This is a genomic window from Micromonospora sp. AP08, assembly GCF_008085935.1.
GTDB lineage: Bacteria > Actinomycetota > Actinomycetes > Mycobacteriales > Micromonosporaceae > Micromonospora > Micromonospora chersina.
Genome location: NZ_VSEZ01000001.1, coordinates 248,711 through 272,837, shown reverse-complemented (window position 1 = coordinate 272,837; position 24,127 = coordinate 248,711). Strand labels below are relative to the sequence as shown.

Below are 24,127 nucleotides of genomic sequence, written 5' to 3'. Positions count from 1 at the left end.
GGACGCGCCGCTACACCTCGCAGCGGTCGGACAGGGCGTAACGGGTGAGGACCACGTCGCCGATCTGGCGCACCTCGACGACCCGGGCGCGGCGCCCCGGGTGCCACGGGAAGCGGCCGTCCCCGACGAACCGGGGCGCCCGGCGGTCGCCCACGAAGAACGGCGCGACCACCAGGTGCAGCTCGTCGGCGACACCGGCGGTGAGGAACTGGCGGTGCACGGTGCCACCGCCCTCCACCATGAGCCGGCCGACCCCACGCCCGGCCAGGTCGGCGAGGACCGCGTGCGGGGTGACGGGGTCGCCCGCGTCGACCACGGTGGCCACCGCGCCCACCTGCTCCCGGGCCTTCTCCACCACGCCGCTCGGGCAGTAGACCAGCTTCGGCCCGTCGCCCATCGTGAAGAACCGGGCGGCCGGGTCGAGGTCGCCGCTGGCCGTGACGGTGACCTTCGCCGGGGACGGCGGCAGGCCCCGGGCCACCCGCTCGGCCCGCCGCCGCTCGCTGCGCACCAGCAGCCGCGGGTCGTCGCGGCGGACCGTGGCGGCGCCCACCATGATCGCGTCGGCGGTGGCCCGGACCGCGTCGATCCGGTCCAGGTCGGCGTCGTTGGACAGCAGCAGCCGCTCCGCCGTGGCGTCGTCGATGTAGCCGTCGATCGACATGGCGCAGCTGAGCAGCACGTACGGCCGGCCGGTCACGGCACGAAGGGCAGGTCGAGGGCATGGTCGGCGCGGGTCACCTTGGCGGCCAGGTAGCCCGCGTTGGCCGGGGACAGGTGCACGCCCGTGAGCACCTGGTCGACCACCGTGACGCCCAGGCGTTCCAACTGGGCGGCCTTGTCCGGGTTGTTGCTGAGCAGCGCCACCCGGGTCACGCCCAGCGCCGCGAGCATCTGCGCGGCCACCGTGTAGTCGCGCTCGTCGGCGCCCCGGCCCAGCGCCACGTTGGCCTCGTAGGTGTCCAGCCCGCCGTCCTGGAGGGCGTACGCGTCGAGCTTGGCGTAGAGGCCGATGCCCCGGCCCTCCTGGCGCAGGTAGAGCAGGTAGCCGCCGGCGTCGGCGATCCGCTCGACCGCCTCGCGCAGTTGCGGGCCGCAGTCGCAGCGCTGGCTGCCGAAGACGTCCCCGGTCAGGCACTCGCTGTGCGGGCGGACCAGCGGTGGGGAGGCGTCCGGGTCCCGCCGCTCGCCGAGCCCGATGGCGAGGTGCTCGCGGCCGTCGACCAGGCCGTGGAAGGAGTGCACCCGGGCGCTGGTCACGTACCCGTCCGGGAACCGCAGGGGGACCGTGACCTCAGTCCGGACCGTCGCGGTGGGCAGCGTTTCGTCCAATGCATCTCCTCAGTCCGGGCTGCCGGACGCACCGGCAACGCACACCTCGCACCCTCACCGTAGGTGGGATCACCGACAGTCGCCGGGCTGCGCGGTCGGACGCCGGTGGACCAGCAGCACCGCGGCGCCCGGCAGGCTGGCCACCAGGACCAGCGCCCCGTAGACCGTGCCGGTGGCGACGCCCTGCGCGGCGGTCAGGCCGGCCGCGGCGAACGCCCAGGCGGCCACCCCCTCCCGCGGGCCGAACCCGCCCACATTCAGCGGCAGCCCCATGGCGAGCAGGGCCAGCAGGGTCAGCGGCACCAGGCGGGACAGCGGCGCGTCGGCGCCCGCGGTGCGTGCCGCCACCACGAAGGTGGCCAGGTGCCCGGCGACCACCACGGCCGAGGCCGCCACGACGCCGAGCCAGGTGCGCCGGGCGAGCAGCCCGGCCCGGACGTCGGCGACGGCGGTGCGCGCCGCCCGGGCCCAGCGGGACGCCCCGGAGCGAGGGACGGCCCGGGCCATGAGCGCCAGCGCCAGGGCGACGGCGGCCAGCCCGGCGGCCACCGCCGGCAGGTACGGCCGGACCGGGGACGGCAGCGCCGCCAGCACGGCCACCGCGATGACCAGCTGGACCACCTGGCCGGCGGTCCGCTCCCAGACCACGGCGCGGACGCCCCGGGCCACGTCACCCGCGTCCCGGCCGTGCCGGACCGCCCGGTGCACGTCGCCGAGCACCCCTCCGGGCAGGGTGGAGTTGAGGAAGACCGCCCGGTAGCAGTGCGCGACCGCGGCCCGCAGCGGCAGCCGTACGCCCAGGCCGCCGGCGACCAGCGACCAGCGCCAGGCGCCGCAGACGGTGGTGACCGCGCCGATGCCGAGCGCGGCGGCGAGCGCCGGCGCGTCGATCAGCCGCAGCCCGGCCAGGAACGGGCCGGTGCCCACCGACCAGACCAGCGCGGCGAGCACGGCGAGCCCGGCGAGCGGGCGGGCCCAGGCCCAGAACGACCGGGGCGGCGCGGGCGCGGCGGCCGGGACGGGCCCGGCGACGGCGGCGTGTGACAAGAGCGGTCCTCCCTCGGTCCATTCGTTGTCACGTACCGCCGGCCGCCACGGTTCACCCGGCGAGCAGGTCGGCGTGGTCCAGCACCACCCGCAGCCGGCCGTCGGCCGCCTGGGCGAGCCGCCGCTCCCGGTAGGCGTCGACCACCCCGGCCAGCTCCGGCCGCTCCTCGACGGCCGCGTCGAGCCAGCCCACGAGCCACTCCGCGGTGAGCGCGGCCTGCTCCGGGCCGAGGCGCCACGGCGTGGGCCGGACCCGCACGGGTACGCCCCGGCGGCGGAAGGCCGCCACGGTGACGTCCACGGCGTCCGGGCCGAGCAGGGCGCGGCCGGCAGCCGTCCGCCGCTGGTGGGCGTTGAACGCGGCCTCGAACTCGGCGTCGAGCGGGTCGGCGGGGGTGAACCGGACCCGGCCCAGCACGGTGATCGCGAACAGCGTCAGGTGGCCGGCGCAGGCCGCCACGATCCGCTCGATCTCCTCGGCGGTGAGCATGTCCAGCAGCGCCGAGGCGGTGACCAGGTGGGCGTCGGCCAGGTCGGCGGCGCCCAGCCGGGTGATGTCGGAGCCCCGGACCAGCACGGTGACCGGGCTGCCGTCGGCGGCCACGACCGGCTCCGCGGCGGCCCGGGCGCGCAGGTCGGCGTCCCGCTCGTGCAGCACCCAGCACTGCGGGCCGGGCAGCCGCGGGGCGAGCCACCGCGCCATCGACCCGGTGCCGCTGCCCAGGTCGTGCACGACCAGCGGCCGGTCGGCGGGCAGCCGGCGGCGGACCGCGTCGAGCAGCTCGGCGGAGCGGGCGGCCGCGTCGGCGGGCTCCCGCAGCCGCAGCCAGTCCGCGAAGTCGGGGGGTAGCAGTGAGGTGGTCATGCCGCCGTGGCCTCCTTGAGCGCTGCCGCCAGCCGGTGCGCGGTGACCGGCCAGCCGGTGAGGGTGTCCCGCCGCTGCCGGGCGGCGCGGCGCAGCCGGTCCCGCAGGTCCGGGTCGGTGAGCCAGCGGCGCAGCGCGCCGGCCAGCGCGGCCGGGTCCGCCGGGGGCACCAGCAGGCCGGGCCGCTCGCCGTCGGGGCTGCGCCCGAGCGTCCCGGGCAGGCCGCCGGTGTCGCTGGCCAGCACCGGTACGCCGCGCGCGAGCGCCTCGGTGACCACCATCCCGTAGGTCTCCCGGCGGGACGGGAGCACCAGCAGGTCGGCGGCGGCGTACGCGGCGGCCAGGTCGTCGCCGGTCAGTGGGCCGGCCAGCCGGACCCGGTCGGCGAGGCCGGTGTCGGCGAGCCGCCGGCGCAGCCGCGCCACGAAGTCGGGGTCGCGGGTGAGCGGGCCGACCCACTCGCAGGTCCAGGGCAGGTCGGCGACCCGGCCCAGGGCGGCGGCGAGCACGTCGTGCCCCTTGAGCGGGGTGACCGCCGCGACGCAGAGCAGCCGGGCGCCGGCCGGCGAGCCGGGGGCGAGCGGCGCCGGGTCCACCCCGGGCGGGGCGGCCGCCACCCGGTCGGCGGCCAGCGGGTAGCGGTCGAGCAGCCGGCGGCGGGTCCACTCGCTGGTGGTGACCACGGCGGTCGCGGCGGCCAGCGCCCGGGCCTCGACGTCGTCCTCCAGCGGCAGGTGCACCAGCACCACGAGGCGCAGCCGCCGGGCGTGCGGGGCCAGCACCTCCGGCACGGTCGAGGCGGCCAGCCCGTCGAGCAGCACGGCCGCGCCGTCGGGCAGCGCGGCGAGCACGCCGGCCAGCGCGGCCCGGTCCGCCGCACCCGGGTGCGGCCAGCCGCCCGGCACCGGGTGCTCACGCACCGTCCAGCCGAGCGCGGCCAGCCCCTGGCAGGCCCGGCGGTCGTACCCGTTGCCGCCGCTGGGGCTCGCCGGGTCGTCGATGTCGCCCGGCAGCACCACGTGCACGACGGTCATCCGGTCACAGCGACCGCTCGTAGCTCGCCCAGGCGACGTGCGACTCGTGCAGGGTGACCGTGATCCCGGCCAGGCCACGCGCCCCCGCACCGAGCCGCCCGGCGTGCACCGCCTCGGCCAGCCGGTCGGCCACCGTCCGGGCCAGCACCTCGGTGGTGGTGTTCACCCCGGCGAAGTCCGGCTCGTCGTCCAGGTTGCGGTAGGTGAGGGCGCCGAGCACGGCCCTGAGCTGCTCGGTGGCCAGCCCGATGTCGACGACGATCCCGTCGGCGTCCAGCTCCGGCCGGCGGAAGGTGGCGTCGACGACGAAGGTCGCGCCGTGCAGCCGCTGGGCCGGGCCGAACACCTCGCCGCGGAAGCTGTGGGCGACCATCATGTGGTCCCGGACGGTGACGCTGAACATGTCACTCCTCGTCGTAGGTGATGAGCTGGCAGAGCGCGGGGAGCCGGCCCGAGGCGAGCCGGTCCAGCACGTCGGGCAGGTCGGCGAAGCGGGACCGGCCGGTGATCAGCGCGTCGAAGGCCGGGTCGGCGAGCAGGTCAAGGGCCACCGCCAGCCGATCGGCATAGCTGCGGTCGGCGCGCCGGGGCGACACGGTGCCGACCTGGCTGCTGCGGATGCCGAGCCGCTTCGAGTGGAACGCCCCGCCCAGGGCGAGGGTCACCGGCCGGTCGCCGTACCAGCTCAGCTCCAGCACGGTGCGCTCCGGGCGGAGCAGCTCCAGGGACCGTTGCAGCCCGTCGGCCGTGGCGCTGGCGTGCACCACGAGGTCCCGGTCGCCGGCCGCGTCGGCGGGCAGCGCGAAGTCGACGCCGAGCGCCGCGGCCACCCCGGCCCGGGCCGGGTCCGCGTCGACCAACTCGACGCGCACGCCGGGGAAGCGGGCCAGCACGGCGGCCACGCAGCACCCGACCATGCCGCCGCCGACCACGGTGACCCGGTCGCCGACCAGCGGCGCGGCGTCCCAGAGCGCGTTCACCGCGGTCTCCACGGTCCCGGCCAGCACCGCGCGGGCCGCCGGCACCCCATCGGGTACGACCACCACGGCGTCGGCCGGCACCACGTACGCGGTCTGGTGCGGGTGCAGGCAGAAGACGGTACGCCCGCGCAGCTCCCCCGGTCCCTCCTCGACGGTGCCGACGCTCAGGTAGCCGTACTTCACCGGGGCCGGGAAGTCGCCCTCCTGGAACGGGGCGCGCATCGTGGCGTGCTGGTCGGCGGGGACCCGACCGGTGAAGACCAGCGTCTCGGTGCCCCGGCTGACACCCGAGTAGCGGGCGCGGACCAGCACCTCGCCGGGGCCGGGCGGGGCGAGCGCGACCGGGCGGAGCTCACCCTCGCCGGGGGCGCGGAGCCAGAAGGCGCGGGCCTCACCGGTCACGAATTCTCCTCTTTTCCGCATCCGGACCGAACCGGACGGCCGATTTACCCGTGATGACTGGCAGGGTTGTCGATCATAGACACGGAGGCAGGGTGTCCACGGTTCGAAATGGCCCGTTGGTCGGGTTGATCGTGCAGTTCGTCCTGCTGGCCGGGCTCGCCGGCACGGTGGGCGTCGGCGTGGCGGGCTGGCTCGCCGGCCTCGCGTACGCGGGGGTGCTCTGCGGGCTGCTCCGGCGCGGCCTGCGGGCGGCCGGCGCGGAGCGACTGGGTCCCGCCGACCGGGTGACGCTGGCCCGGGCGCTGCTGGTCGGCGGAGTGCTCGCCCTGGTCGTCGGCGGCGGGCCGGCGCCGGTGGCCGTGCTGGTCCCGCTCACCGCGGTGGCGCTGGCGCTGGACGCGGTGGACGGCCGGGTGGCGCGGCGCACCGGCACGGTGAGCGCCCTGGGCGCCCGCTTCGACATGGAGGTCGACTCGTTCCTGCTCCTGGTGCTCAGCGTCCACCTGGCCCCGTCGGTCGGCGCCTGGGTGCTGGTCATCGGCGGAATGCGGTACGCCTTCGTGGCGGCGGCCTGGCCGCTGCCCTGGATGCGCGGCACGCTGCCGCCCCGGTACTGGCGCAAGGTGGTGGCGGCGGCGCAGGGCGTGGTGCTCGCGGCGGCCGCCAGCGGGCTGCTGCCGCCCGCGGCGACCGCGGTGCTGGTCGCGGGCGCGCTGGCGCTGCTGGTCGAGTCGTTCGGCCGCGACGTGGCCTGGCTGTGGCGGCACCGCCCGGCCGCCCCGGCGACCCGACCCGTCCCAGCCGTCGAGGTCGTCCCGGTCGCCGCACCCGCCACCGCTCCCGCTGTGAGCACGGTTCGGGCTCTGGACGTCCGACCCGTCGCGACCGGCCTTCCCGCCCTGGGCATCGGATCACCCGCGACCGCCCTGCCCGCCCTGGGTGTCGGGCCCGTCCGGCGCGCCACGGGCTCCGTCCCCTCCTGGATCGCCGGCACCGGCCCGGCCGACCTTCCGGCGCGGGTGGCCGGTCCCCCGGCGGCGGGCCCGGTGCGACTCGCGCCCGTCGGCGCGCCCGGTCCCGGCGCACGACCGGTGGATCCACCCACGCGTCCGGTGCCGGTGGCCGTCCGAATCGTGGCACACCAGCCGGCCTGACCCCTCCCCCTCGCCGAAGGACACCGCCGTGGCACTGCGCACCCGTCTCCGCCGGCCGGCCGGGCCGGCCACCCCCGCCCCGGGCTCCGAGGCGCCCGGCCCGCCAGAGGAGGCCATACCGTCGGATGAGGCGGCGGTGCCCCGGACCGCCTCGCGTACCCGTCGGGTGGCCGGCACGGTCCTGACCGGGCTGGCCGCGCTGCTCGTGGTGGCGGCGCTGGTCGCGCCGGACCGGCTGGCCGACGTCGGGCCCGCCGCCGTGCTGCGGATCCCGGTGGAGGGCGTGGTCGCGGTGGCGCTGCTGCTTGTCCTGCCGGACCGGGCCCGCCGTCCGGCCGCCGTGGCGCTCGGCGTTGTCCTGGGCCTGCTGGCCGTGGTCAAGCTGCTGGACACGGGCTTCCGGGTGGCCCGGGACCGGCCGTTCGACGTGCTGCTCGACTGGCGACTGTTCGACGACGGCTTCGGCTACCTGACCGACTCGGCCGGCCGGGCCGGCGCGGTCGCGGCGGCCGTCGGGGTGGTGCTGCTCGTGGCTGGTCTGCCCGTGCTCCTGGCGCTCGCCGCGCGGCGGCTGGCCCGGCTCCTGGCGCGGCACCGCACCGGCGCGGCCCGGGTGGTCGCCGTGCTGGCCGTGGTGTGGCTGGGCTGCGCCCTGTTCGGGGTACGCCTGTCCGCCGGCGTGCCGGTCGCCGACCGGTCGGCGACCGGCCTGGTCGCGGCGCACGTCGGCCAGGTCCGGGCCGGCCTGCGTGACCGCGCCGCGTTCTCCGGGGAGATGACGGCCGACGCGTACCGGGACGTGCCCGGCGACCGGTTGCTGACCGGGCTGCGGGGCAAGGACGTGCTGGTCGCGTTCGTGGAGAGCTACGGGCGGGACGCCGTGGAGGACCCCGCGCTGGCGCCGGGCGTGAACGCCGTCCTCGACGACGGCTACCGGCGGCTACGCGCGGCCGGCTACGACGCCCGCAGCGGCTTCCTCACCTCGCCCACCTTCGGCGGCGGCAGCTGGCTGGCCCACGCCACCCTGCTCTCCGGCCTGTGGATCGACAACGACCAGCGCCACCGCGACCTGCTGGCCGGGGACCGGCTCACCCTCAACGGCGCGTTCCACCGGGCCGGCTGGCAGACCGTCGGGGTGCTGCCCGCCGCCACCCAACCGTGGCCGGAGGGGAAGTTCTTCGGCTACGACCGCTACTACGACGCGGAGAAGCTGGCCTACCAGGGGCCGAAGTTCAGCTACGCGCCGATGCCCGACCAGTACACCCTGGCCACCTTCCAGCGGCGGGAGCGGGACCGGCCGCACGCCCCGCTGATGGCGGAGATGCCGCTGGTGTCCAGCCACTCCCCCTGGTCGGCGATCCCGAAGCCGGTCCCCTGGGACGCGGTGGGCGACGGCAGCATCTTCCACACGGCGTCCACCAGCACGGGCGGCAGCCGGGACGTGGTGCAGCGGGACACCGCGCAGGTCCGCGACGACTACCGGCACTCCATCGAGTACACCCTCGGCACCCTGGTGTCGTACGTGCTGACCTACGGCGGGGACGACCTGGTGCTGGTCTTCCTGGGCGACCACCAGCCGAACGCCACGGTGACCGGCGAGGGCGCCGGCCGGGACGTGCCGATCACCATCGTGGCGAAGGACCCGGCCGTGCTGGACCGGGTCGCCGGCTGGGGCTGGCAGGACGGGCTGCGCCCCGGCCCGAACGCGCCGGTGTGGCGGATGGACAGCTTCCGGGACCGCTTCCTCGCCGCCTTCTCCCCCGCCCACTGACCCGATCGAGCGCCCGGGGACGCGGCACGCGGGCCGCGTCCCCGACGGGCTCAGGCCGCCCGGCGCCGGTCGCGGGCCGTCCGGCCGGTGCTCTCCCGGAACCCGGCGCGCCGCGCGCCGCCCCGCGCCAGCCGCATCGCCCGCCGCGCGGTGACCATCGGCTCGCACGGCGCCGTCGACCCGGCGCAGAGCAGGCTGGGACAGCGTCCCGTGGCGTCGGGCCGGTGGGCGGCGGCCACGTCGTACGCGGCGCGCCACAGCAGCGGATCGGTGACGTCGTCCGGCAGCACGGCGTCCAGACTGGACCGGAATCGTGTCGTCTCGGGCACCCCGTTCCCCCCTTCGTGGTGGCTCCCGTGTTCAGTGACCGCGAGGGCCCGGATCAAACCTCCCACCGGCGACGGTGGACCGACCAGCGGCGTGCGTCACGCCGGGTACGCCCGGGTCTCCGCGGCCTTGACCGCCGCCCAGACCTCCTGGCCGGGGCGCAGCCCGAGGTGGGCCGCCGCGGCGGGGGTGACGTCGGCGGCCACGGCGACCGGCCCGGCGAGCTGGACCCGCAGGTTGTCCCCGTGCCGCTGCACCCCGGTCACGGTGGCCGCCCAGACGTTGCGCGGGCTGCCGTCCGGGCGCGTCGGGTGCAGCGCGACGGCGGCCGGCGGGAACGCGACGAACGCCTCCCCGCGTACGGTGTCCGCGGTGGTGAGGGTGAGCCCGTCGACCGTGACGGCGTGCCCGTCGGCGTGCCCTCGGTGCAGGTTGAGCCCGACGAGCCGGGCCACGTAGTCGGTGCGGGGCCGGGCCGTGACGGTCGCCGCGTCGCCCTCCTGGACCACCCGCCCCTGCTCGACGATGACCAGCCGGTCGGCGAGCACCAGGGCGTCCAGGGGGTCGTGGGTGACCAGCAGGGTGGCCCCCGGGTGCGCGCCGAGGTGGTGCTGGAGTTCGGCGCGGGTGTCGAGCCGGGTCCGGGCGTCGAGCGCGGCGAGCGGCTCGTCGAGCAGCAGCAGGGTGGGCTCGACGGCGAGCGCGCGGGCCAGCGCGACCCGCTGCGCCTGCCCGCCGGAGAGCTGGCGCGGCCGGCGCCGAGCCTGCTCGCCCAGGCCGACCCGGTCCAGCCAGCCCTGCGCCCGGGCCCGGGCGGCCCGCCGGTCGGCGCCCCGCCGGCGCGGCCCGAACGCCACGTTGTCCAGCGCGCTGAGGTGCGGGAAGAGCAGGTAGTCCTGGAACACCACGCCGACCGGGCGCCGCTCCGGCGGGGTCCACACCCGCCGGTCGGGGCGGTCGAGGTCGGCGCCGCCGAGGGTGAGGTGCCCGGCGCTGAGCGGGTGCAGCCCGGCGAGGGCCCGCAGCGCGGTGGTCTTGCCGGCCCCGTTCGGGCCGAGCAGCGCCACCACCTCCCCGGCCTCGATGCGCAGCCGCACGTCGAGGTGGAAGGCGCCCCGGTCGGCGACCAGGTGCGCGTCGAGCAGAGGCGCGGTGGTCACGTCACACCGACCCAGCGGTCGCGCAGCCCGGCCAGGATGGTCACGGAGACGGTGAGCAGGATGAGGCTGAGCACGATGGCGGCCTGCACGTCGGTCTCCAGCGCCAGGTAGACGGCAAGCGGCATGGTCTGCGTCCGCCCCGGATAGTTGCCGGCGAAGGTGATGGTGGCGCCGAACTCGCCGAGCGCGCGGGCCCAGCACAGCACCGCGCCGGCCGCGACCCCGGGGGCGACCAGCGGCAGGGTGACCCGGGTGAAGGTGGTCCAGCGTCCGGCGCCGAGGGTGGCCGCCGCCTCCTCGTAGCGGGCGTCGGCGCCGCGCAGCGCGCCCTCGACGGCGATGACCAGGAAGGGCATGGCGACGAACGCCTCGGCCAGCACCACCCCGGCGGTGGTGAACGGCAGGGTCACCCCGAAGGTGGCGTCCAGCCAGGACCCGAGCAGGCCGCGCCGGCCGAACACCAGCAGCAGCGCCACCCCGCCGACCACCGGCGGCAGCACGAGCGGCACGGTGACCAGCGCGCGGACCAGCCGCCGGCCCGGGAACTCGACCCGGGCCAGAAGCCAGGCCAGGGGTACGCCGAGCGCGACGCAGAGCAGCGTGGCGGCCGTGGCGGTCTCCAGGGACAGCCGCAGCGCGGTGAGCACGCCGGGCTGGGCCAGCCGCCGGGGCAGCGTGGTCCAGGGCGCCCGGACCAGCAACCCGGCCAGCGGCAGGACGAGGAAGAGCAGCCCGAGACCGGCGGGGAGCAGCAGGGCCAGCGGCACCCGCTGCCGGCGGCGCGGAGGTGGGGTCACCGGTTCGGCGGGGCCTGGAACCCGGCGGCGGTGAGCACGGCCAGGCCGGCGTCGGAGCGGACGTGGTCGACGAGGGCGCGGGCGCCGTCCGGGTTGCCGGCGTGCTTCAGCACCACGATCGGGTAGTCGTTGACCGCCCGGGCGGACTCGGGGAACTCGACGGCGGCCAGCCCGGCGGCGGCGCGTACGTCGGTGCGGTAGACCAGCGCCGCGTCCACCTCGCCGAGCTTCACCTTGGACAGCGCGCCCTTGACGTCCTGCTCCAGGGTGGCCGGGGTGAGCCGCACGCCGGCCGCGTCGAGGGCGCTCTTCGCCGCCGCGCCGCACGGCACCTGCTCGGCGCAGAGCGCCACCTTCGCCCCCGGGCGCGCCAGGTCGGCCAGGCCACCGACCCGGTCCGGGTTGCCCTCGGGCACGGCGATGACGAGTTGGTTGCGGACCAGCACGGCCGGCGGCCCGGCGGCGTCACCCGCGTCGGTGACGGTCTTCATGGTGGCCGGGGAGGCGGAGGCGAACACGTCGGCCGGCGCGCCCTGGGTGATCTGGGTGGCGAGCGCCGAGCTGCCGGCGAAGTTGAGGACGACCCGGGTGCCGGGGTGGGCCGACTCGAAGTCCCTGCCGAGCTTCGTGAAGGTCTCGGTGAGCGAGGCGGCGGCGAACACGGTCACCGTGCCGCCCTGCTCGGCGCCCGACTCGTCGTCGGCGCCGCCACAGCCGGTCAGGGCCAGGCTCAGCGCGGCCACCCCGGCCAGGGCGGCGCGGATCGACCGTACGGTCACGGGCTGGTCCTTCCCTTCGGGGCGGGCGCGCGCTCCACCACGACGGTGGTCGACTTGATCACGGCGACGGCGACGGAGCCGACCTGGAGGTCGAGGTCGTCGACGGCCTCGCGGCTCATCAGCGACACGATGCGGAACGGCCCGGCCTGGATGTCGACCTGGGCCATCACGGTGTCCTTGACGACGGCGGTGACGATGCCGCGCAGCCGGTTGCGGGCCGAGGAGAGCTCGGGATGGCCCGGGGCGCGGACGAACGCGGCCAGATCGGCCCCGTCGAGCACCCGGTGGCCGTGCTCGTCGCGGGTGGCCGGCAGCCGCCCGGCGTCGATCCAGCGGCGGACCGTGTCCGCGCTGACCCCGAGCAGTTCGGCGGCCTCGCCGATCCGGAACACCGTCACGCGGCCACCCTAGCGGCCCGCAGGTGCGGGTGTGAAGCGGCCCAGCCCCTCGCATCCGCCAGGAACGAGGGGCCGGGCCGGTCGTAGCTGCGCCGCGTCAGTCGTCCGCCGGCGTGAGCCGGACCCGGCGGAGCAGCTGGGCGTTGAGCGCCACCACGATGGTGGAGGCGGACATCAGCACCGCGCCGACCGCCGGGCTGAGCGCGACGCCCGCCCACGCCAGCACGCCGGCCGCGAGCGGGATGGCCACCACGTTGTAGCCGGCCGCCCAGGCGAGGTTCTGCCGCATCTTCCGGTACGACGCCCGGGACAGCCGGATCACGCCGGTGACCCCGCGCGGGTCGGAGCTGGCCAGCACCACCCCGGCAGACTCGATCGCCACGTCGGTGCCGGCCCCGATGGCCACGCCCACGTCGGCGCGGGCGAGGGCCGGGGCGTCGTTGACCCCGTCGCCGACCATGGCCACGGTCAGCCCGCGGGACTGGAGTTCGGTGACGGCCTTGTCCTTGTCGGCCGGGAGGACCTCGGCGAAGACCTCGTCCACGCCGGGGCGGAAGCCCAGGTCGGCGGCGACCGCCTCGGCCACCGGCCGGGCGTCCCCGGTGATCATGACGATCTTCTTCACCCCCTGCTCGCGCAGTTCGGCGATGGCCGCGCGCGCCTCGGGGCGCACCTCGTCCTCGAGGGCGAACGCGCCGACCACCTCGGGGCGGCCGTCGTCGGGAAGCCGGACCAGGTGCAGCACCGCGGCGCCCCGCCGGGACCAGCCCTCCGCCGCCCGGGTCAGCTCGGCGGGCACGTCGGCGCCCAGTTCGCGCAGCAGGGCCGGGCCGCCCACCGCCCAGTCGGCGCCGTCCACCGTGGCGCGTACGCCCCGGCCGGTCAGCGAGCGGAAGTCCCGGGCCGTCGCCCCCAGGCCCCGATCCTGCGCGGCGGTGACGAGCGCCCGGGCGAGCGGGTGCTCGCTGTCCGCCTCGACGGCGCCGGCGAGGCGCAGCGCGCCGTCCTCGTCCAGCCCACCCGTGGCGGCCACCCCGGTCAGGGTGTGCCGTCCCTTGGTGAGGGTGCCGGTCTTGTCGAACAGCACCGCGTCGACGGTGCGCATCCGCTCCAGGGCGAGCCGGTCCTTCACGAGGATGCCGGCGCGGGCGGAGAGCGCCGTGGAGAGTGCCACGACCAGCGGGATGGCCAGCCCGAGGGCGTGCGGGCAGGCGATCACGAGCACCGTCACGGTCCGGATCACGGCCTGGTCGGTGTTGCCGAGCACCAGCCAGGCCACGAAGGTGGCCAGACCGGCGACGGCCGCCACGTAGAACAGCAGCGCCGCGAACCGGTCGGCGAGCACCTGCGCCCGGCCGCCGGAGGACTGCGCCTGGGCGACGAGGCGGCCGATGCCGGCGAGCGCGGTGTCCTCGCCGACGGCCTCGACGCGTACCCGGAGGGCCGAGTCGGTGGCCACCGTGCCGGCGACCACCCGGTCCCCGACGGCGCGTGGCACCGGCCGGGACTCCCCGGTGATCATCGACTCGTCCAGTTCGGCGGCGCCGTCGACGATCCGGCCGTCGGCCGGGACCCGGCCGCCGGAGCGGACCAGCACCAGGTCGCCGACCCGCAGGTCCGCCACCGGCACCCGGTGCACGGCGCCGGACTCGTCGAGGCGTTCGGCGTCGTCGGGCAGCAGCGCGGCGAGCGCCGCCAGGGCCCCCTGGGCCTGCCCGATCGCCTTCATCTCCTGCCAGTGGCCCAGCAGCATGATGGTGACCAGGGCGGCCAACTCCCACCAGAAGTCCAGGTCGAACAGGCCGAGGCTGGTGGCCAGCGAGGCCAGGTAGGCGACGGTGATCGCCATCGAGATCAGCAGCATCATGCCGGGCGCCCGGTCGCGCACCTCACGGACGCCGCCCACGAGGAACGGCCAGCCGCCGTAGAAGAAGACGACCGTGCCCAGGACCGGGCCGACCCAGCGGACGCCCGGGAAGTCCAGCGAGTAGCCGAGCCAGTCCATGACCATGTGGCTGGTCAGCACGATCGGCACGGTCAACGCGAGGCTCAGCCAGAACTTCCGGCGGAACTGCTCGGGGTCGTGCCCGGCGTGCTTGTCGTGCCCGCCGTGCTGGCCGTGCCCCGCGTGCTCGTCGTGCTCCGCGTGCGGTTCGTGGTCCGCGTCGTGGTGCCCGTGTTCGTGTTGCATCGAACCCCACCTCCGCCGCCACCATATACCCCTAGGGGGTATTCGCCAACCCGCGGTCCCGGCGTGACCGGTGACCCGGACACGCGGGGGCCTCGCGGGTTAGCCTCGGTGCACGGCCGGCCCAGGGAGCGAGATGAGCGAGCAGAACACCCGGACGGTGCTGCCGGCGGCGTTCTTCGGCCACGGCAACCCGATGAACGCGCTGGAGGTCAACCGCTACACCGCCGCCTGGCGGGAGTTCGGCCGGTCGGTGCCCCGGCCCCGCGCCATCCTGGTCGTCTCCGCGCACTGGTACATCGGCGCCACCGCGGTCACCGCGATGCCCCGGCCGCCCACCATCCACGACTTCTACGGCTTCCCGCAGCAACTCTTCGACGTGCGCTACCCGGCGCCCGGCCTGCCGGAACTGGCCGAGGAGATCAGCGACGTGGTGCACCCCACCTGGGTCGGCGCCGACCTGGACTCCTGGGGCATCGACCACGGCACCTGGTCGGTGCTGACCCACGCGTTCCCCGACGCCGACATCCCGGTGGTGCAGCTCAGCATCAACGCGTTCAAGCCGTTCGACTACCACCTCGACCTCGGCGCCCGGCTCGCCCCGCTGCGCGAGCGCGGCGTGCTCGTGGTGGCCAGCGGCAACGTGGTGCACAACCTCGGCGGGGTCGACCCGCGGCTGACCGACGAGGGCTTCGACTGGGCGCGCCGCTTCGACGACGCCGCCCGGGAGACGGTCCAGGACGCGCCGACCGAGGCCGCCCGGCTGGACGGGCACCGGGACTTCGGCCTCGCGGTGCCGACCCCGGACCACTTCATCCCGCTGCTCTACCTGGCCGGGCTGGCCGGCGCCGCCGGGGACCGCCCCGAGGTGCTGGTCGACGGGTACGCGTACGGGTCGCTGTCGATGACCGCGTACACCCTCGGCCCGCGCTGCGGGGGCGAGCCGCCGCCGGGCGGCGCCCCGTCGCTGCCCGGCGGCGTGCCCGCGGACTCCGCCAACATCTGAGGCGTTCTCAGCGTGCCGATCGGGCCCCCACGCTGGAGCCGCCGACCGGCCCCTTGCCCTGCCACGGCCAGCGGCCGTCCAGCTCCACCTCCAGCGAGAAGCTGAGGAACGTCCGGACCAACACGATCAGCGCCAGCACCCCGACGCTGGTGAAGGTGGGCGACACCGCCACGGTCCGGATGATGTCCCCGCCGACCAGGAACTCCAGGCCGAGCAGGATGGCCCGGCCGACCCCCTGGCGGTACGCCCGGTAGTGGTCGACGACCTGCCGGGTGCGCCACCAGCGCAGCGCGAAGACGACCGTGGCGACCGCGACGCCGACCGCGATGACCAGCACCCCGGCCAGGTCCAGGAGCGTGCCGATGTGCTGGATGATCTCCTTCGTCGGCACCCGACACCCCCGTACCGCCGGCGCCATCCCGCGACGGCCCCGCGCGGGCCGTCCGCAGCACCACCCTGTCGCATCACCGCCGGCGGCGGGCGGCTTCCGCCCGAGCCCGCCCGGACGGCGGGCCTCGCCGGCATTCGCCTACCACCGCCCGCCGCCGCGCCTAGGGTGGAAATCGGACCGGACCGTCCCGCCGCCGGCGGGTGGTCACCGACGGCACCTGGCGAGGAGCGGACGTGACGCAGCCGGAAGAGGACCAGGAGAAGAGCAAGAAGACCGACGACGTGCTGTACTCCGCGGACGGGGACCCCCACCACAACCTGGCGCAGGCGCCGCAGCCCGACGAGCACCTGCCCGCCCGGTTCCAGCATGACGGCGAGACGGAGACCGTCGGCGACGAGTGAGCCTGCCGCTCAGGGTTCCGGCGACCGGCCGGTCCGGGCCGCGGGGACATCGGCGGCCGGCGGGCCGGCGGCCGGCGCAAGGGCCGGCAACTGGCGGTCGTGCAGGCGGCTGAGCAGCGCCAGCGAGGTGATCGCGCCGACCAGCGCCAGGAACATGTCCCACTGGGTGTCCCAGACGTCGCCCTGGGTGGCGAGGAAGTCGTCGGCCGCCGATCCGCCGGCCAGCGCCGCCCACCACTCGATCATCTCGAAGAGGGCGCTGAAGGCCAGGCAGGCGCAGACCACCAGCGGGGCGAGCCAGCGGCTGCCGCGCAGCGGCGACCGGCGGACCAGGATCTCGCGGACCAGGATCGCCGGCACGAAGCCCTGCGCGAAGTGGCCGAGCCGGTCGTACGGGTTGCGGGACAGGTGGAACGTCTCCCGCGCCCAGTCGCCGACCGGCGTTCGCGCGTAGCTGTAGTGGCCACCGACCACGAGGATCAGCGCGTGCGCGGCGAGCAGGCAGCAGAGCAGGGTGGTCAGCGGGAACCGGCGCCAGGTGACCAGCACCAGCGGGACGCCGACGAGCACCCAGACCGTCTCCAGCAGCCAGGTCAGCCGGTCGTACGGCCGGATGCCGGAGGCCACGAGGGCGGCGAGGACCAGGACCAGCAGCGCCGGTGGGACGAATCTCCGTGCTCGGGACACCGGCGACCGCCTGTTCACGTCTCACCCGGTGCGGCCCGGCGCCGTCCGGAGAGGCCGACGATAGCGGGCGGTGGGGGCGCCGTGGGACGCCCCCACCGGGCGGCTCAGTCCTGGGCCTGCCAGCGGTAGAACACCGTGGCCACCGAGTCCTGCGGGCCGCGCCACTCCTCCGGCCGGTACGGGCTCACGTAGGGGGCGAGGTCCTGCATCACCTTCGCGAAGACCGGCTTGGCGTCGTGGTTGTTCCGGGTCGCCTCGGCCGCCGACGTCTCCTGTTCAAGCAGGTGGACGTAGACGTCGTCGATCGAGTAGAGCCAGCGTCCGGTGACGCCCAGTTCGGTCGGCAGCGACCCGGCGTCCGACTCGCCGAAGACCCGGGCCACGTCCGGTTCGGCGCCGGGCTTGATCCGCCCGACGATCACGGTCAGCGTGGTGTCCGCGGGCGGCTCCCCCTCCGGGGCCCAGTGGTAGAACTCCTTCGCCACCGAGTCGGACGGGTTCTTCCAGTACCTCGGGTACGGCGTCACGTACGGGCCGATGGCCTCGGCGATCTTCTGGAACGCGGGCAGCCCCCGGGTCTGGCCGGAGATCCTCGGGTCCTGCTCGCGCTCGATGACGTGGATGTAGAGGTCGTGGTGGGACAGCAGGATCCGCCCGATGACCCCGAGGTCCTGGGGCCGGGTGGCCTGGTCGTAGTGGCCGAAGACGTCCCCGACGATCTTGTCGCTGCCGGGGACCATGTGGCAGACGATCACGTTCCGGAAGACCATGGCTGCTCCTTGGTGGATTCGAGTGGGCGGTGGCGGGCTCAGGCGGTGAAGGTGACGGGCAGCTCCAGCAGGCCGCGGAACGGCGACGCGGCCGGCAGCCGGCGCACCTCGTCGACGGGCACGCCGAGCCGCAGCCCGGGCAGGCGGCGCAGCAGCGCGGCGAGCGCGATCTGCGCCTCCATCCGGGCCAGCGAGACGCCGAGGCAGTAGTGCACGCCGTGCCCGAAGCCCAGGTGCGGGCCGCGGACCCGGCGCAGGTCCAGCCGGTCCGGGTCGGTGAAGTGGGCGGGGTCGTGGTTGGCCGCGTTGATCGCCACGCCGACGATCGACCCCTGGGGGATGCAGACCCCCTCGTACTCGACGTCCTCGGTGGCGACCCGCGGGCTGGCCACCGGCAGCGGGCCGTCGAACCGGAGCAGCTCCTCGATGGCCGCGGGCAGCAGCTGGGGCGTGGCGCGCAGCAGTTCGAACTGCTCGGGATGGGTGAGCAGGGCGAGCACCGCGTTGCCCAGGAAGTCGGCGGTGGTCTGGTGCCCGGCGAACACCAGCAGGAACGTGGTGGTGACCAGCTCGGCCTCGGAAAGCGTCCCGTCGCGGTCGACCGCGTCGATGAGCGCGCCGATGATGTCGTCGGCCGGGTCGTCGCGCTTGGCACGGACCAGGTCGGCGAAGTAGTGGTGCAGGCGGAGCTGGGCCTCCTGCACGGCCGCCCGCTCCTCCTCCGGTGGCCGGCGGGTCGAGCCGGAGGTGCGGATCACCTGGGTCCAGTCGAGCACCCGGTCGTGGTCTTCCGGCGGCACCCCGAGCAGCTCGCAGATGACCGTCATGGGCAGCGGGATGGCGAAGTCGTGCATCAGCTCGGCCTGGCCCTGCGGGAGCATCTTGTCGATGAGGTGGTCGACGACCTGCGCCACCCGCGGCCGCAGCGCCTCGATCCGGCGGGGCGCGAACGCCTGGGACACCACCCGGCGCAGCCGGGTGTGCTCGGGCGGGTCCGAGTTGAGCATGTTGCGGTTCAGGCCCTCCGAGTTCGGGCCGAAGATCCGCAGGTAGTGCTGCCCGGGGCCGTAGAGGTCCTTGGACAGCCGCGGGTCGGTCAGCGCCGCCCGGGCGTCGTCGAAGCGGGTGATCAGCCAGGAGTCGAAGCGCGGGGAGCTGACCGGGCACACCGGCCGTTCGGTACGCAGCCGCGCGAAGGTCGGGTAGGGGTCGGCGGCGAACCCGTCGGTGTAGAGCTCGCCCGCCGGCACGGCGTCCTCGGTCATCGGTCCTCCTCCGGTGTGCCGCCCACGCTGTGCAGCACCTGGTAGGTGTGCCGCTGGGCGGACTCGCGCAGCTCGCGGATGATGCGCAGCAGCCGGTCCCGGTGCTCGCTGCGGCCGAAGGCGTCCAGCCGCTCCCGGTCCGCCCAGTCGCTGATGATCAGATAGCTGCGCGGGTCGTCGGCGTCGCGGACCAGGTCCTGGTGCAGGCAGCCGTCCAGCGTGCGGATCTCCTCGGCCGCGGTGCGCCACTCCGCCTCGAAGCGCTCCTCGCAGCCCTCCCGGGTGCGCATCGCCAGCACCGTGCGCACGCGGGTCATCGGGCACCGCCGAAGACCAGGCGCAGGTGCTTGCGGAGCGCGTCGGGGTCGACCGGCTGGCTGCGGAACCCGACGTGCCCGTCCGGCCGGATCAGGTACAGCCCGGTGCCGGTCACCCCGTACACGGCGCGGAACCGGCCGTCGGCGTCGCGCACCGCCGGCGGGGCGAGCAGCCGCGGCTCGGCGGCGTCCGGGCTGAGCAGCAGGTACGCGTCGACCTCCTCGGCGGTCTGCCGCCGCACGTCGGCGCAGAGCTCGGCGATCGCCCGCAGCGCCGCCTCGTCGGCCGACTCGTCGGCGTAGACCAGCAGCGTGTGCCGGGTGCCGCGGGTCAGGTCGCGCAGTCGCAGCGGGTGGCCGACGCCGCGCCGGAGCAGGCCGTCCACGTCGGGCGCGCGGTCGCCGGGGCGGGGCGCGTCGCGCAGGGCGTCCGGATCGGACAGGGTCTCGCCGACCAGCGGGCTGCCCGCGTAACTGAGCAGCATGGACATCTCCTGGAGGAACTGCCGCTTCAGGTCCTCGCGGTCCAGTTCGTCGGTGAAGGCCATCCGCACCGCGCGGCCGACGATCTCCTCGCCCTCCGGCCGCCGCTCGGTCTCGTAGCTGTCCAGCAGGCCGGGCGCCGCGAGCCCGCGGACCGCCAGGCCCAGCTTCCAGGCCAGGTTCCAGGCGTCCTGGATCCCGGTGTTCATGCCCTGGCCGCCGGCCGGCGGGTGCAGGTGGGCCGCGTCGCCGACCACGAACACCCGGCCGTCGCGGTAGCGGTCCACGATGCCGTGGCTGATCCGGAACACCGACGACCAGCGTAGGTTCGAGGCGCGGGTGCCGGGCGGGGCGAGGTGGTCGAGGGCGGCCTGGACGTCGGCCAGGGTGGGCGCGCCCAGCTCCGCGCTGAACCCGGGCGGCGCGTCCTGCCCGCCGGTCTGGGCGAAGAAGCGGGGCGGGGCCAGGGTGGCGATGCGGTACCGGCGCTCGCCGCGCAGCGGTACGCAGACCAGCATGCCGTCCATCCGGCCGTCGGTCTCGTGCAGGAACCGCAGCAGGTGACCGTCGGGCATGTCCCAGTCCACGTCGACGTCGCCGAGCATGAACAGCTGCGGGAACCGGCCCAGCCCGCCCGTGAAGGTGAGCCCGAGCAGTTCCCGCACGCGGCTGTGCGCGCCGTCGCAGCCGACCAGGTATCTGGCGCGTACCGTCTCGGTGCCGCCGTCGGCGGTGGTGACGGTGGCCGTCACACCGTCGTCGTCCTGGGTGAAGTCGACCAGCTCGGCGCCGCGCTGCGGGCGTACCCCGAGCGTGGCCAGCCGGGCGGTGAGGATGCGCTCGGTCTCGTACTGGGGCAGGCCGAGGTGCGCGTACGGCAGGCCGGGCAGCTCCCAGCTCATCCGGTGGGTCTCCACCCCGTTGACGAAGACCATGTTGCCGGTCAGCCAGATGCCGGCGTCCATGGCTTCCCGGACGACGCCCTGCTCCTCCCAGATCTCCATGGTGCGGCAGTGCACGCCGATCGCCTTGTCGGCCTGGCCGGCCGGGGTGGCCAGCTTGTCGATCACCCGGCAGTCGATGCCCCGCCGGGCCAGCTCGACGGCGGCGGTGAGCCCGGCGGGCCCCGCCCCGACGACGAGTACGTCCGTTTCCCTGTGCACGTCGGCCTCCCTGCCCGTGGTGGGTTGTCGCCTGCCGCCCGCGTCGGGGACGACGTGGAACAGGCGGCGCCGGATGTCGAGAAGGAACGGCGCGATCGGCCCGGCCTGCGCGGAGGCGTGGGCCGGGTCGGCGATCCAGCGGAGGAACTCCGCGGCGCTGTTCCACTCGGCGAAGATGTGGTGCACGTCCGACCCGGGTTCGCGCAGCAACTGCTCGCGCCGGTACCCGGGTATCCCGGCCATCCGCGCCCTGACCACGGGGTAGCCGCGATGGAACTCGGCGAGCCGGGGCGCCGGCACGGTGAGCTCCACGTCCACGTAGACCGTCGAGTCGCCGGTCCCGTCCTCCCGCAGCACCGGGTAGTCGGCCGGGCCGGCCGGCTCGGTGAGCGGCCGGACCAGCTCGGCCAGCCGGGCGGCCACCGGCCCGTCCCGGTACGCGCCCAGCGCCGCCTCGTCGGCCCACTCGGTGACGACGACGAACCCGCGCGGGTCCAGGGCGTCGAGCAGCAGCTCGTGCCGGAGGTTGCCGGGCAGGCCGCCGATCCGCCCCGCGATCGTGCCCCACGCCGACCGCACGGCGGGCTCGCAGCCCTGACGCGCGCGCATCCGGAGCATCGTCCTGATCATGAGGTCCCCTTCGACGGCCTGCGGGAGACGGTGGAGCTGTCGCGGCCGGTGCCACCCGGACCACCACGTCGTCGCGCTGCGACCCTGCCGGAGGTCGCGTCAACCCGCCGTCACCGGCGACCCCCGGAACGTCCCCTCCCGGTGACGCCACCGCGACGGCCGACCCGCTCGGGAGCCTCCTTGCCACGCCGGTTAACTGGTGTTCTACTTAAGCAGAACAATCGGTGATGGCCGTAGCGCGGGCGAGGAGGATCGCCAGGTGATCAACTTCCATGTCGACCGGTCCAGCAGCGTTCCCGCCTACGCCCAACTGGTGCGGCAGGTGCGCGAAGGGCTACGGATCGGGACGCTGCAGCCCGGGGACCAGCTCCCCACCGTGCGCAGCGTGGTGACCTCGTGCACGGTCAACCCGACCACGGTGCTCAAGGCCTACCGGGAGCTGGAGCTGTCCGGCCTGGTGGAGGCGCGGCAGGGGGCGGGCACCTTCGTCAGCGGAACGCTCGGCAACGCGGATCCCCATGTCATGGCCCGCTTGCGCAGCAGCCTGGCCCGGTGGCTCGGCCAGGCCCGCGAGGCCGGCCTGGAGGACGAGGACGTCCAGGCGTTGCTCGCCTCGGTGATCGTGGACCACTCGGCACGCAGGGCCCACGCCGGCGGCGACCGGACGCAGGCGGAACCGGCACCGGGCGCCCGGTTCCAGAAGGAGGAGGGCGCCGCATGAGCGAGCAGTCCATCGCCGTGGACGCCCGCACCGTGAGCAGGCGCTACGGCACCGTCTGGGCACTGCGGGAGTGCAGCTTCCAACTGCCCGCAAACCGCATCATCGCGCTGGTCGGTGCGAACGGTGCGGGCAAGTCGACGCTGATGAGCATCATCGCCGGCACGTTGGCGGCCAGTTCCGGATCCATACTGGTCCACGGTCGACCGGTGGTGAAGGGCAGGTCCACGCACGGGGGTGGATCTGCCGGGAGCCGGGTCGCGATCCTGGCTCAGGACAAGCCGCTGTACCGGGACTTCAGTGTGTCGGACATGCTCCGCTTCGGAAGGTCGACCAACCGCGTGTGGGACCAGCGGCGGGCGGTGTCATGGCTGCGGCGCTTCGACATCCCCCTGGACCGCCGCTGCGGGAAGCTCTCCGGCGGCCAGCGGGCGCAGGTCGCGCTGGCGGTCGCCCTGGGCTCCCGCCCGGCGGTGCTGCTGTTGGACGAACCCCTTGCGAACCTGGACCCGGTCGCCCGCACCGAGGTGACCGGCGAAATCATGGCGGAGACCGCGGACAGCGACATGACCGTCATGCTGTCGACCCACATCATCGCCGAGCTCAGTGGCGTCGGTGACCACCTGCTGCTGCTCGACGCGGGCCGGCCCGTGCTCACCGGCGACGTCGAGGAGTTGCTCGACTGCCACGTGCGGCTGACCGGACCCCGCGCGGAGCAGCCACCGGGCCCGGGCGCGATCGTCCAGGCGCAGCACACCGACCGCCAGTCCACGTTCATCCTCCGGCAGCCGCCACCCACGGCGCATGCCGTCGTCGCCCCCGGCTGGACCGCCCGGCCCATCACCCTGGACGAGCTGATCCTGACCTACCTCAGGGCATCGTCCACGGCACACGATGAACTGGACACAGCAGCATGAGCCCGGCCACGCGAGTGCCCGCCCCCGCGAACAGCCAGGACGATCTCGGGTCCGCCGGGGGTGTCCGCGGCCTGCTGTGGCTGACCTGGCGTCAGCACCGGTGGACCCTGATCGGCACGCTCATCCTCGCCGCGGTCCTGGTGGGCTGGATGACCTACCTGTCCATGGAACTGACCGACCTGTGGCACCAGTGCCACGAGACGTACTGCCCGGAACACTCCCCCCAGGGCGAGCGGCTCGCCGGGTCCTCGAGCCTGGTCCTCACCCTGGGCGCCCTGGCACGGGTGGTGCAGTACATGCCGCTGCTGATCGGCGTGTTCATCGGCGTTCCCCTGCTGGCTAGGGAGCACGAGCAGCGAACCCTGCTGCTCGCGTGGAGCCAGGACGTCTCCCCGACGCGCTGGCTGTGGACCAGGCTCGGCCTCCTCGGCCTGTTCGTGACGGCGGTGACCGCGGCCGTCGCCGGCGTCAGCGACCACCTGGCGCACCTGGAAACCCAGGTCGCCCCGGTGACCCTCTTCGACTACGTGCCGTTCCTGAACACCGGCATGCTGCCGGTCGCCACCAGCATCTGCTGGTTCGCGATCGGCGTCGCACTCGGCGCCGCGATCAAACGCACGCTCCCCGCCGTGTTCGGCGTGATCGCGGGCTTCATCGGCCTGACCTACCTCGTCCAGTGGCGCTACCCCACCCTCATTGAGCCGCTGACCGTGCACCTGCAGATGGACGGGTCGGACCGCGGCCCGCTGCGCGACAACGCCCTGGTCGTCAAGGGCGGCATGGTCGACTACGGCAGCGACGGACCATCCGGCGCGTTCGACGCCTCCGGGCGCCAGCTCAGCGGCGTCGAGCTGCAAAACCTCTGCCCGCCCGACAACGACGGCGGCAAGATGCTCTCCTGCCTCTCGAATCTCCATCTCCAGCAGCACGTGCAGTACCAGCCGGGCAGCCGGATCCCGGAATTCCATCTGATCGTCGCGACCGGCTATCTGGGCCTGGCCGCGGTGGCCCTCGCCGCCGTCTGGTGGATCGTCCGCCGCACCGACCTCAGCGCGGGCTGATCCCGGCCACCGGGAGCTCCGCTCCCTCGGCGATGATTCCGCCGTCGAGCAGGGCCGGCACCGCGCCGCCCCCGCCGCCTGGAC

The 24,127-nt window shown here is 75.3% G+C and carries 26 protein-coding genes; 7 read left to right on the top strand and 19 right to left on the bottom strand.

The features are described 5' to 3' along the window. Nucleotides 1–10: 10 nt before the first annotated feature. The 7 genes from FXF50_RS01240 to FXF50_RS01210 form a co-directional block, all read right to left on the bottom strand. On the bottom strand, nt 11–700 hold the full coding sequence (locus tag FXF50_RS01240) for a dihydrofolate reductase family protein (protein WP_148425329.1): 690 nt from the start codon (nt 698–700) through the stop codon (nt 11–13). Beyond that, complete coding sequence (gene ribA, locus FXF50_RS01235; protein WP_148425328.1) at nt 697–1,332, bottom strand: GTP cyclohydrolase II; 636 nt, start codon at nt 1,330–1,332, stop codon at nt 697–699. The genes FXF50_RS01240 and ribA overlap by 4 nt, the downstream gene beginning before the upstream one ends. 69 nt (nt 1,333–1,401) lie before the next feature. Beyond that, entirely contained in the window at nt 1,402–2,379 is a 978-nt protein-coding gene (locus FXF50_RS01230) for a lysylphosphatidylglycerol synthase domain-containing protein (protein ID WP_148425327.1), read from the bottom strand. 52 nt (nt 2,380–2,431) lie between these two features. Then, entirely contained in the window at nt 2,432–3,244 is an 813-nt protein-coding gene (locus tag FXF50_RS01225) for an SAM-dependent methyltransferase (RefSeq protein ID WP_148425326.1), read from the bottom strand. Then, nucleotides 3,241–4,278, bottom strand: a complete 1,038-nt coding sequence (locus tag FXF50_RS01220) for a glycosyltransferase family 4 protein (protein ID WP_148425325.1) — start codon at nt 4,276–4,278, stop codon at nt 3,241–3,243. The genes FXF50_RS01225 and FXF50_RS01220 overlap by 4 nt, the downstream gene beginning before the upstream one ends. A gap of 4 nt (nt 4,279–4,282) precedes the next feature. Next, complete coding sequence (locus FXF50_RS01215) at nt 4,283–4,681, bottom strand: 6-carboxytetrahydropterin synthase (protein WP_148425324.1); 399 nt, start codon at nt 4,679–4,681, stop codon at nt 4,283–4,285. 1 nt (nt 4,682) lies between these two features. After that, nucleotides 4,683–5,660, bottom strand: a complete 978-nt coding sequence (locus FXF50_RS01210; protein ID WP_148425323.1) for a zinc-binding alcohol dehydrogenase — start codon at nt 5,658–5,660, stop codon at nt 4,683–4,685. Between the two features lie 92 nt (nt 5,661–5,752). Between FXF50_RS01210 and FXF50_RS01205 the strand changes: the two genes are divergently transcribed. Together FXF50_RS01205 and FXF50_RS01200 are read left to right on the top strand one after the other, a co-directional pair. Next, nucleotides 5,753–6,814: a CDP-alcohol phosphatidyltransferase family protein gene (locus FXF50_RS01205; RefSeq protein WP_370464067.1), complete on the top strand. Its 1,062-nt coding sequence runs from the start codon at nt 5,753–5,755 to the stop codon at nt 6,812–6,814. A 28-nt stretch (nt 6,815–6,842) separates the two neighbouring features. After that, the gene (locus tag FXF50_RS01200; RefSeq protein WP_148425321.1) at nt 6,843–8,585 is read left to right on the top strand and encodes a sulfatase; all 1,743 of its coding nucleotides are present in this window, start codon (nt 6,843–6,845) and stop codon (nt 8,583–8,585) included. A gap of 50 nt (nt 8,586–8,635) precedes the next feature. Here the strand turns inward: FXF50_RS01200 and FXF50_RS01195 are convergent, their stop codons facing one another. The 6 genes from FXF50_RS01195 to FXF50_RS01170 form a co-directional block, all read right to left on the bottom strand. Further along, nucleotides 8,636–8,914, bottom strand: a complete 279-nt coding sequence (locus tag FXF50_RS01195; protein ID WP_255509825.1) for a hypothetical protein — start codon at nt 8,912–8,914, stop codon at nt 8,636–8,638. 96 nt (nt 8,915–9,010) lie between these two features. Beyond that, nucleotides 9,011–10,072 carry an ABC transporter ATP-binding protein gene (locus tag FXF50_RS01190; RefSeq protein WP_148425320.1) on the bottom strand — a complete coding sequence of 354 codons (1,062 nt, stop codon included), beginning with the start codon at nt 10,070–10,072 and terminating at the stop codon, nt 9,011–9,013. Next, the gene (locus tag FXF50_RS01185) at nt 10,069–10,869 is read right to left on the bottom strand and encodes an ABC transporter permease (protein WP_148425319.1); all 801 of its coding nucleotides are present in this window, start codon (nt 10,867–10,869) and stop codon (nt 10,069–10,071) included. Before FXF50_RS01185 ends, FXF50_RS01190 begins: the two co-directional genes overlap by 4 nt. Next, complete coding sequence (modA, locus tag FXF50_RS01180) at nt 10,866–11,633, bottom strand: molybdate ABC transporter substrate-binding protein (RefSeq protein WP_187399486.1); 768 nt, start codon at nt 11,631–11,633, stop codon at nt 10,866–10,868. Before modA ends, FXF50_RS01185 begins: the two co-directional genes overlap by 4 nt. An 11-nt stretch (nt 11,634–11,644) precedes the next feature. Continuing rightward, nucleotides 11,645–12,046: a molybdopterin-binding protein gene (locus FXF50_RS01175; protein WP_148425317.1), complete on the bottom strand. Its 402-nt coding sequence runs from the start codon at nt 12,044–12,046 to the stop codon at nt 11,645–11,647. A gap of 97 nt (nt 12,047–12,143) precedes the next feature. After that, on the bottom strand, nt 12,144–14,237 hold the full coding sequence (locus FXF50_RS01170; protein WP_148425316.1) for a heavy metal translocating P-type ATPase: 2,094 nt from the start codon (nt 14,235–14,237) through the stop codon (nt 12,144–12,146). Nucleotides 14,238–14,370: 133 nt separating this feature from the next. Between FXF50_RS01170 and ygiD the strand changes: the two genes are divergently transcribed. Continuing rightward, nucleotides 14,371–15,240 carry a 4,5-DOPA dioxygenase extradiol gene (gene ygiD / locus FXF50_RS01165; protein ID WP_187399458.1) on the top strand — a complete coding sequence of 290 codons (870 nt, stop codon included), beginning with the start codon at nt 14,371–14,373 and terminating at the stop codon, nt 15,238–15,240. A gap of 7 nt (nt 15,241–15,247) precedes the next feature. Here the strand turns inward: ygiD and FXF50_RS01160 are convergent, their stop codons facing one another. Next, nucleotides 15,248–15,631: a DUF1622 domain-containing protein gene (locus FXF50_RS01160; RefSeq protein ID WP_148425315.1), complete on the bottom strand. Its 384-nt coding sequence runs from the start codon at nt 15,629–15,631 to the stop codon at nt 15,248–15,250. Nucleotides 15,632–15,864: 233 nt separating this feature from the next. On the opposite strand from FXF50_RS01160, the gene FXF50_RS29125 reads away from it, so the two are divergent. Beyond that, entirely contained in the window at nt 15,865–16,032 is a 168-nt protein-coding gene (locus tag FXF50_RS29125) for a hypothetical protein (RefSeq protein WP_187399457.1), read from the top strand. A gap of 9 nt (nt 16,033–16,041) precedes the next feature. On the opposite strand, the gene FXF50_RS01155 is transcribed toward FXF50_RS29125, so the two are convergent. The 5 genes from FXF50_RS01155 to FXF50_RS01135 all read right to left on the bottom strand — a co-directional run bounded on the left by FXF50_RS01155 (nt 16,042) and on the right by FXF50_RS01135 (nt 21,347). Continuing rightward, the gene (locus FXF50_RS01155) at nt 16,042–16,719 is read right to left on the bottom strand and encodes a DUF2238 domain-containing protein (RefSeq protein WP_148425314.1); all 678 of its coding nucleotides are present in this window, start codon (nt 16,717–16,719) and stop codon (nt 16,042–16,044) included. A 104-nt stretch (nt 16,720–16,823) separates the two neighbouring features. Continuing rightward, the gene (locus FXF50_RS01150; protein ID WP_148425313.1) at nt 16,824–17,489 is read right to left on the bottom strand and encodes a TcmI family type II polyketide cyclase; all 666 of its coding nucleotides are present in this window, start codon (nt 17,487–17,489) and stop codon (nt 16,824–16,826) included. A gap of 38 nt (nt 17,490–17,527) precedes the next feature. Continuing rightward, nucleotides 17,528–18,754 carry a cytochrome P450 gene (locus FXF50_RS01145; protein ID WP_148425312.1) on the bottom strand — a complete coding sequence of 409 codons (1,227 nt, stop codon included), beginning with the start codon at nt 18,752–18,754 and terminating at the stop codon, nt 17,528–17,530. Next, the gene (locus FXF50_RS01140) at nt 18,751–19,071 is read right to left on the bottom strand and encodes a putative quinol monooxygenase (RefSeq protein WP_148425311.1); all 321 of its coding nucleotides are present in this window, start codon (nt 19,069–19,071) and stop codon (nt 18,751–18,753) included. Before FXF50_RS01140 ends, FXF50_RS01145 begins: the two co-directional genes overlap by 4 nt. Next, nucleotides 19,068–21,347 carry an FAD-dependent monooxygenase gene (locus tag FXF50_RS01135; RefSeq protein ID WP_148425310.1) on the bottom strand — a complete coding sequence of 760 codons (2,280 nt, stop codon included), beginning with the start codon at nt 21,345–21,347 and terminating at the stop codon, nt 19,068–19,070. The genes FXF50_RS01140 and FXF50_RS01135 overlap by 4 nt, the downstream gene beginning before the upstream one ends. 259 nt (nt 21,348–21,606) lie before the next feature. On the opposite strand from FXF50_RS01135, the gene FXF50_RS01130 reads away from it, so the two are divergent. Genes FXF50_RS01130 through FXF50_RS01120 form a run of 3 tightly spaced genes read left to right on the top strand, consistent with a single transcriptional unit; the run spans nt 21,607 to nt 24,043 of the window. Then, a complete protein-coding gene (locus FXF50_RS01130) occupies nt 21,607–22,068 on the top strand; it encodes a GntR family transcriptional regulator (protein WP_222865961.1) in 462 nt (153 codons plus the stop codon). A 17-nt stretch (nt 22,069–22,085) separates the two neighbouring features. Continuing rightward, on the top strand, nt 22,086–22,982 hold the full coding sequence (locus FXF50_RS01125; RefSeq protein ID WP_255509823.1) for an ABC transporter ATP-binding protein: 897 nt from the start codon (nt 22,086–22,088) through the stop codon (nt 22,980–22,982). After that, nucleotides 22,979–24,043, top strand: a complete 1,065-nt coding sequence (locus tag FXF50_RS01120; protein WP_148425308.1) for an ABC transporter permease — start codon at nt 22,979–22,981, stop codon at nt 24,041–24,043. The genes FXF50_RS01125 and FXF50_RS01120 overlap by 4 nt, the downstream gene beginning before the upstream one ends. Nucleotides 24,044–24,127 lie beyond the last annotated feature (84 nt).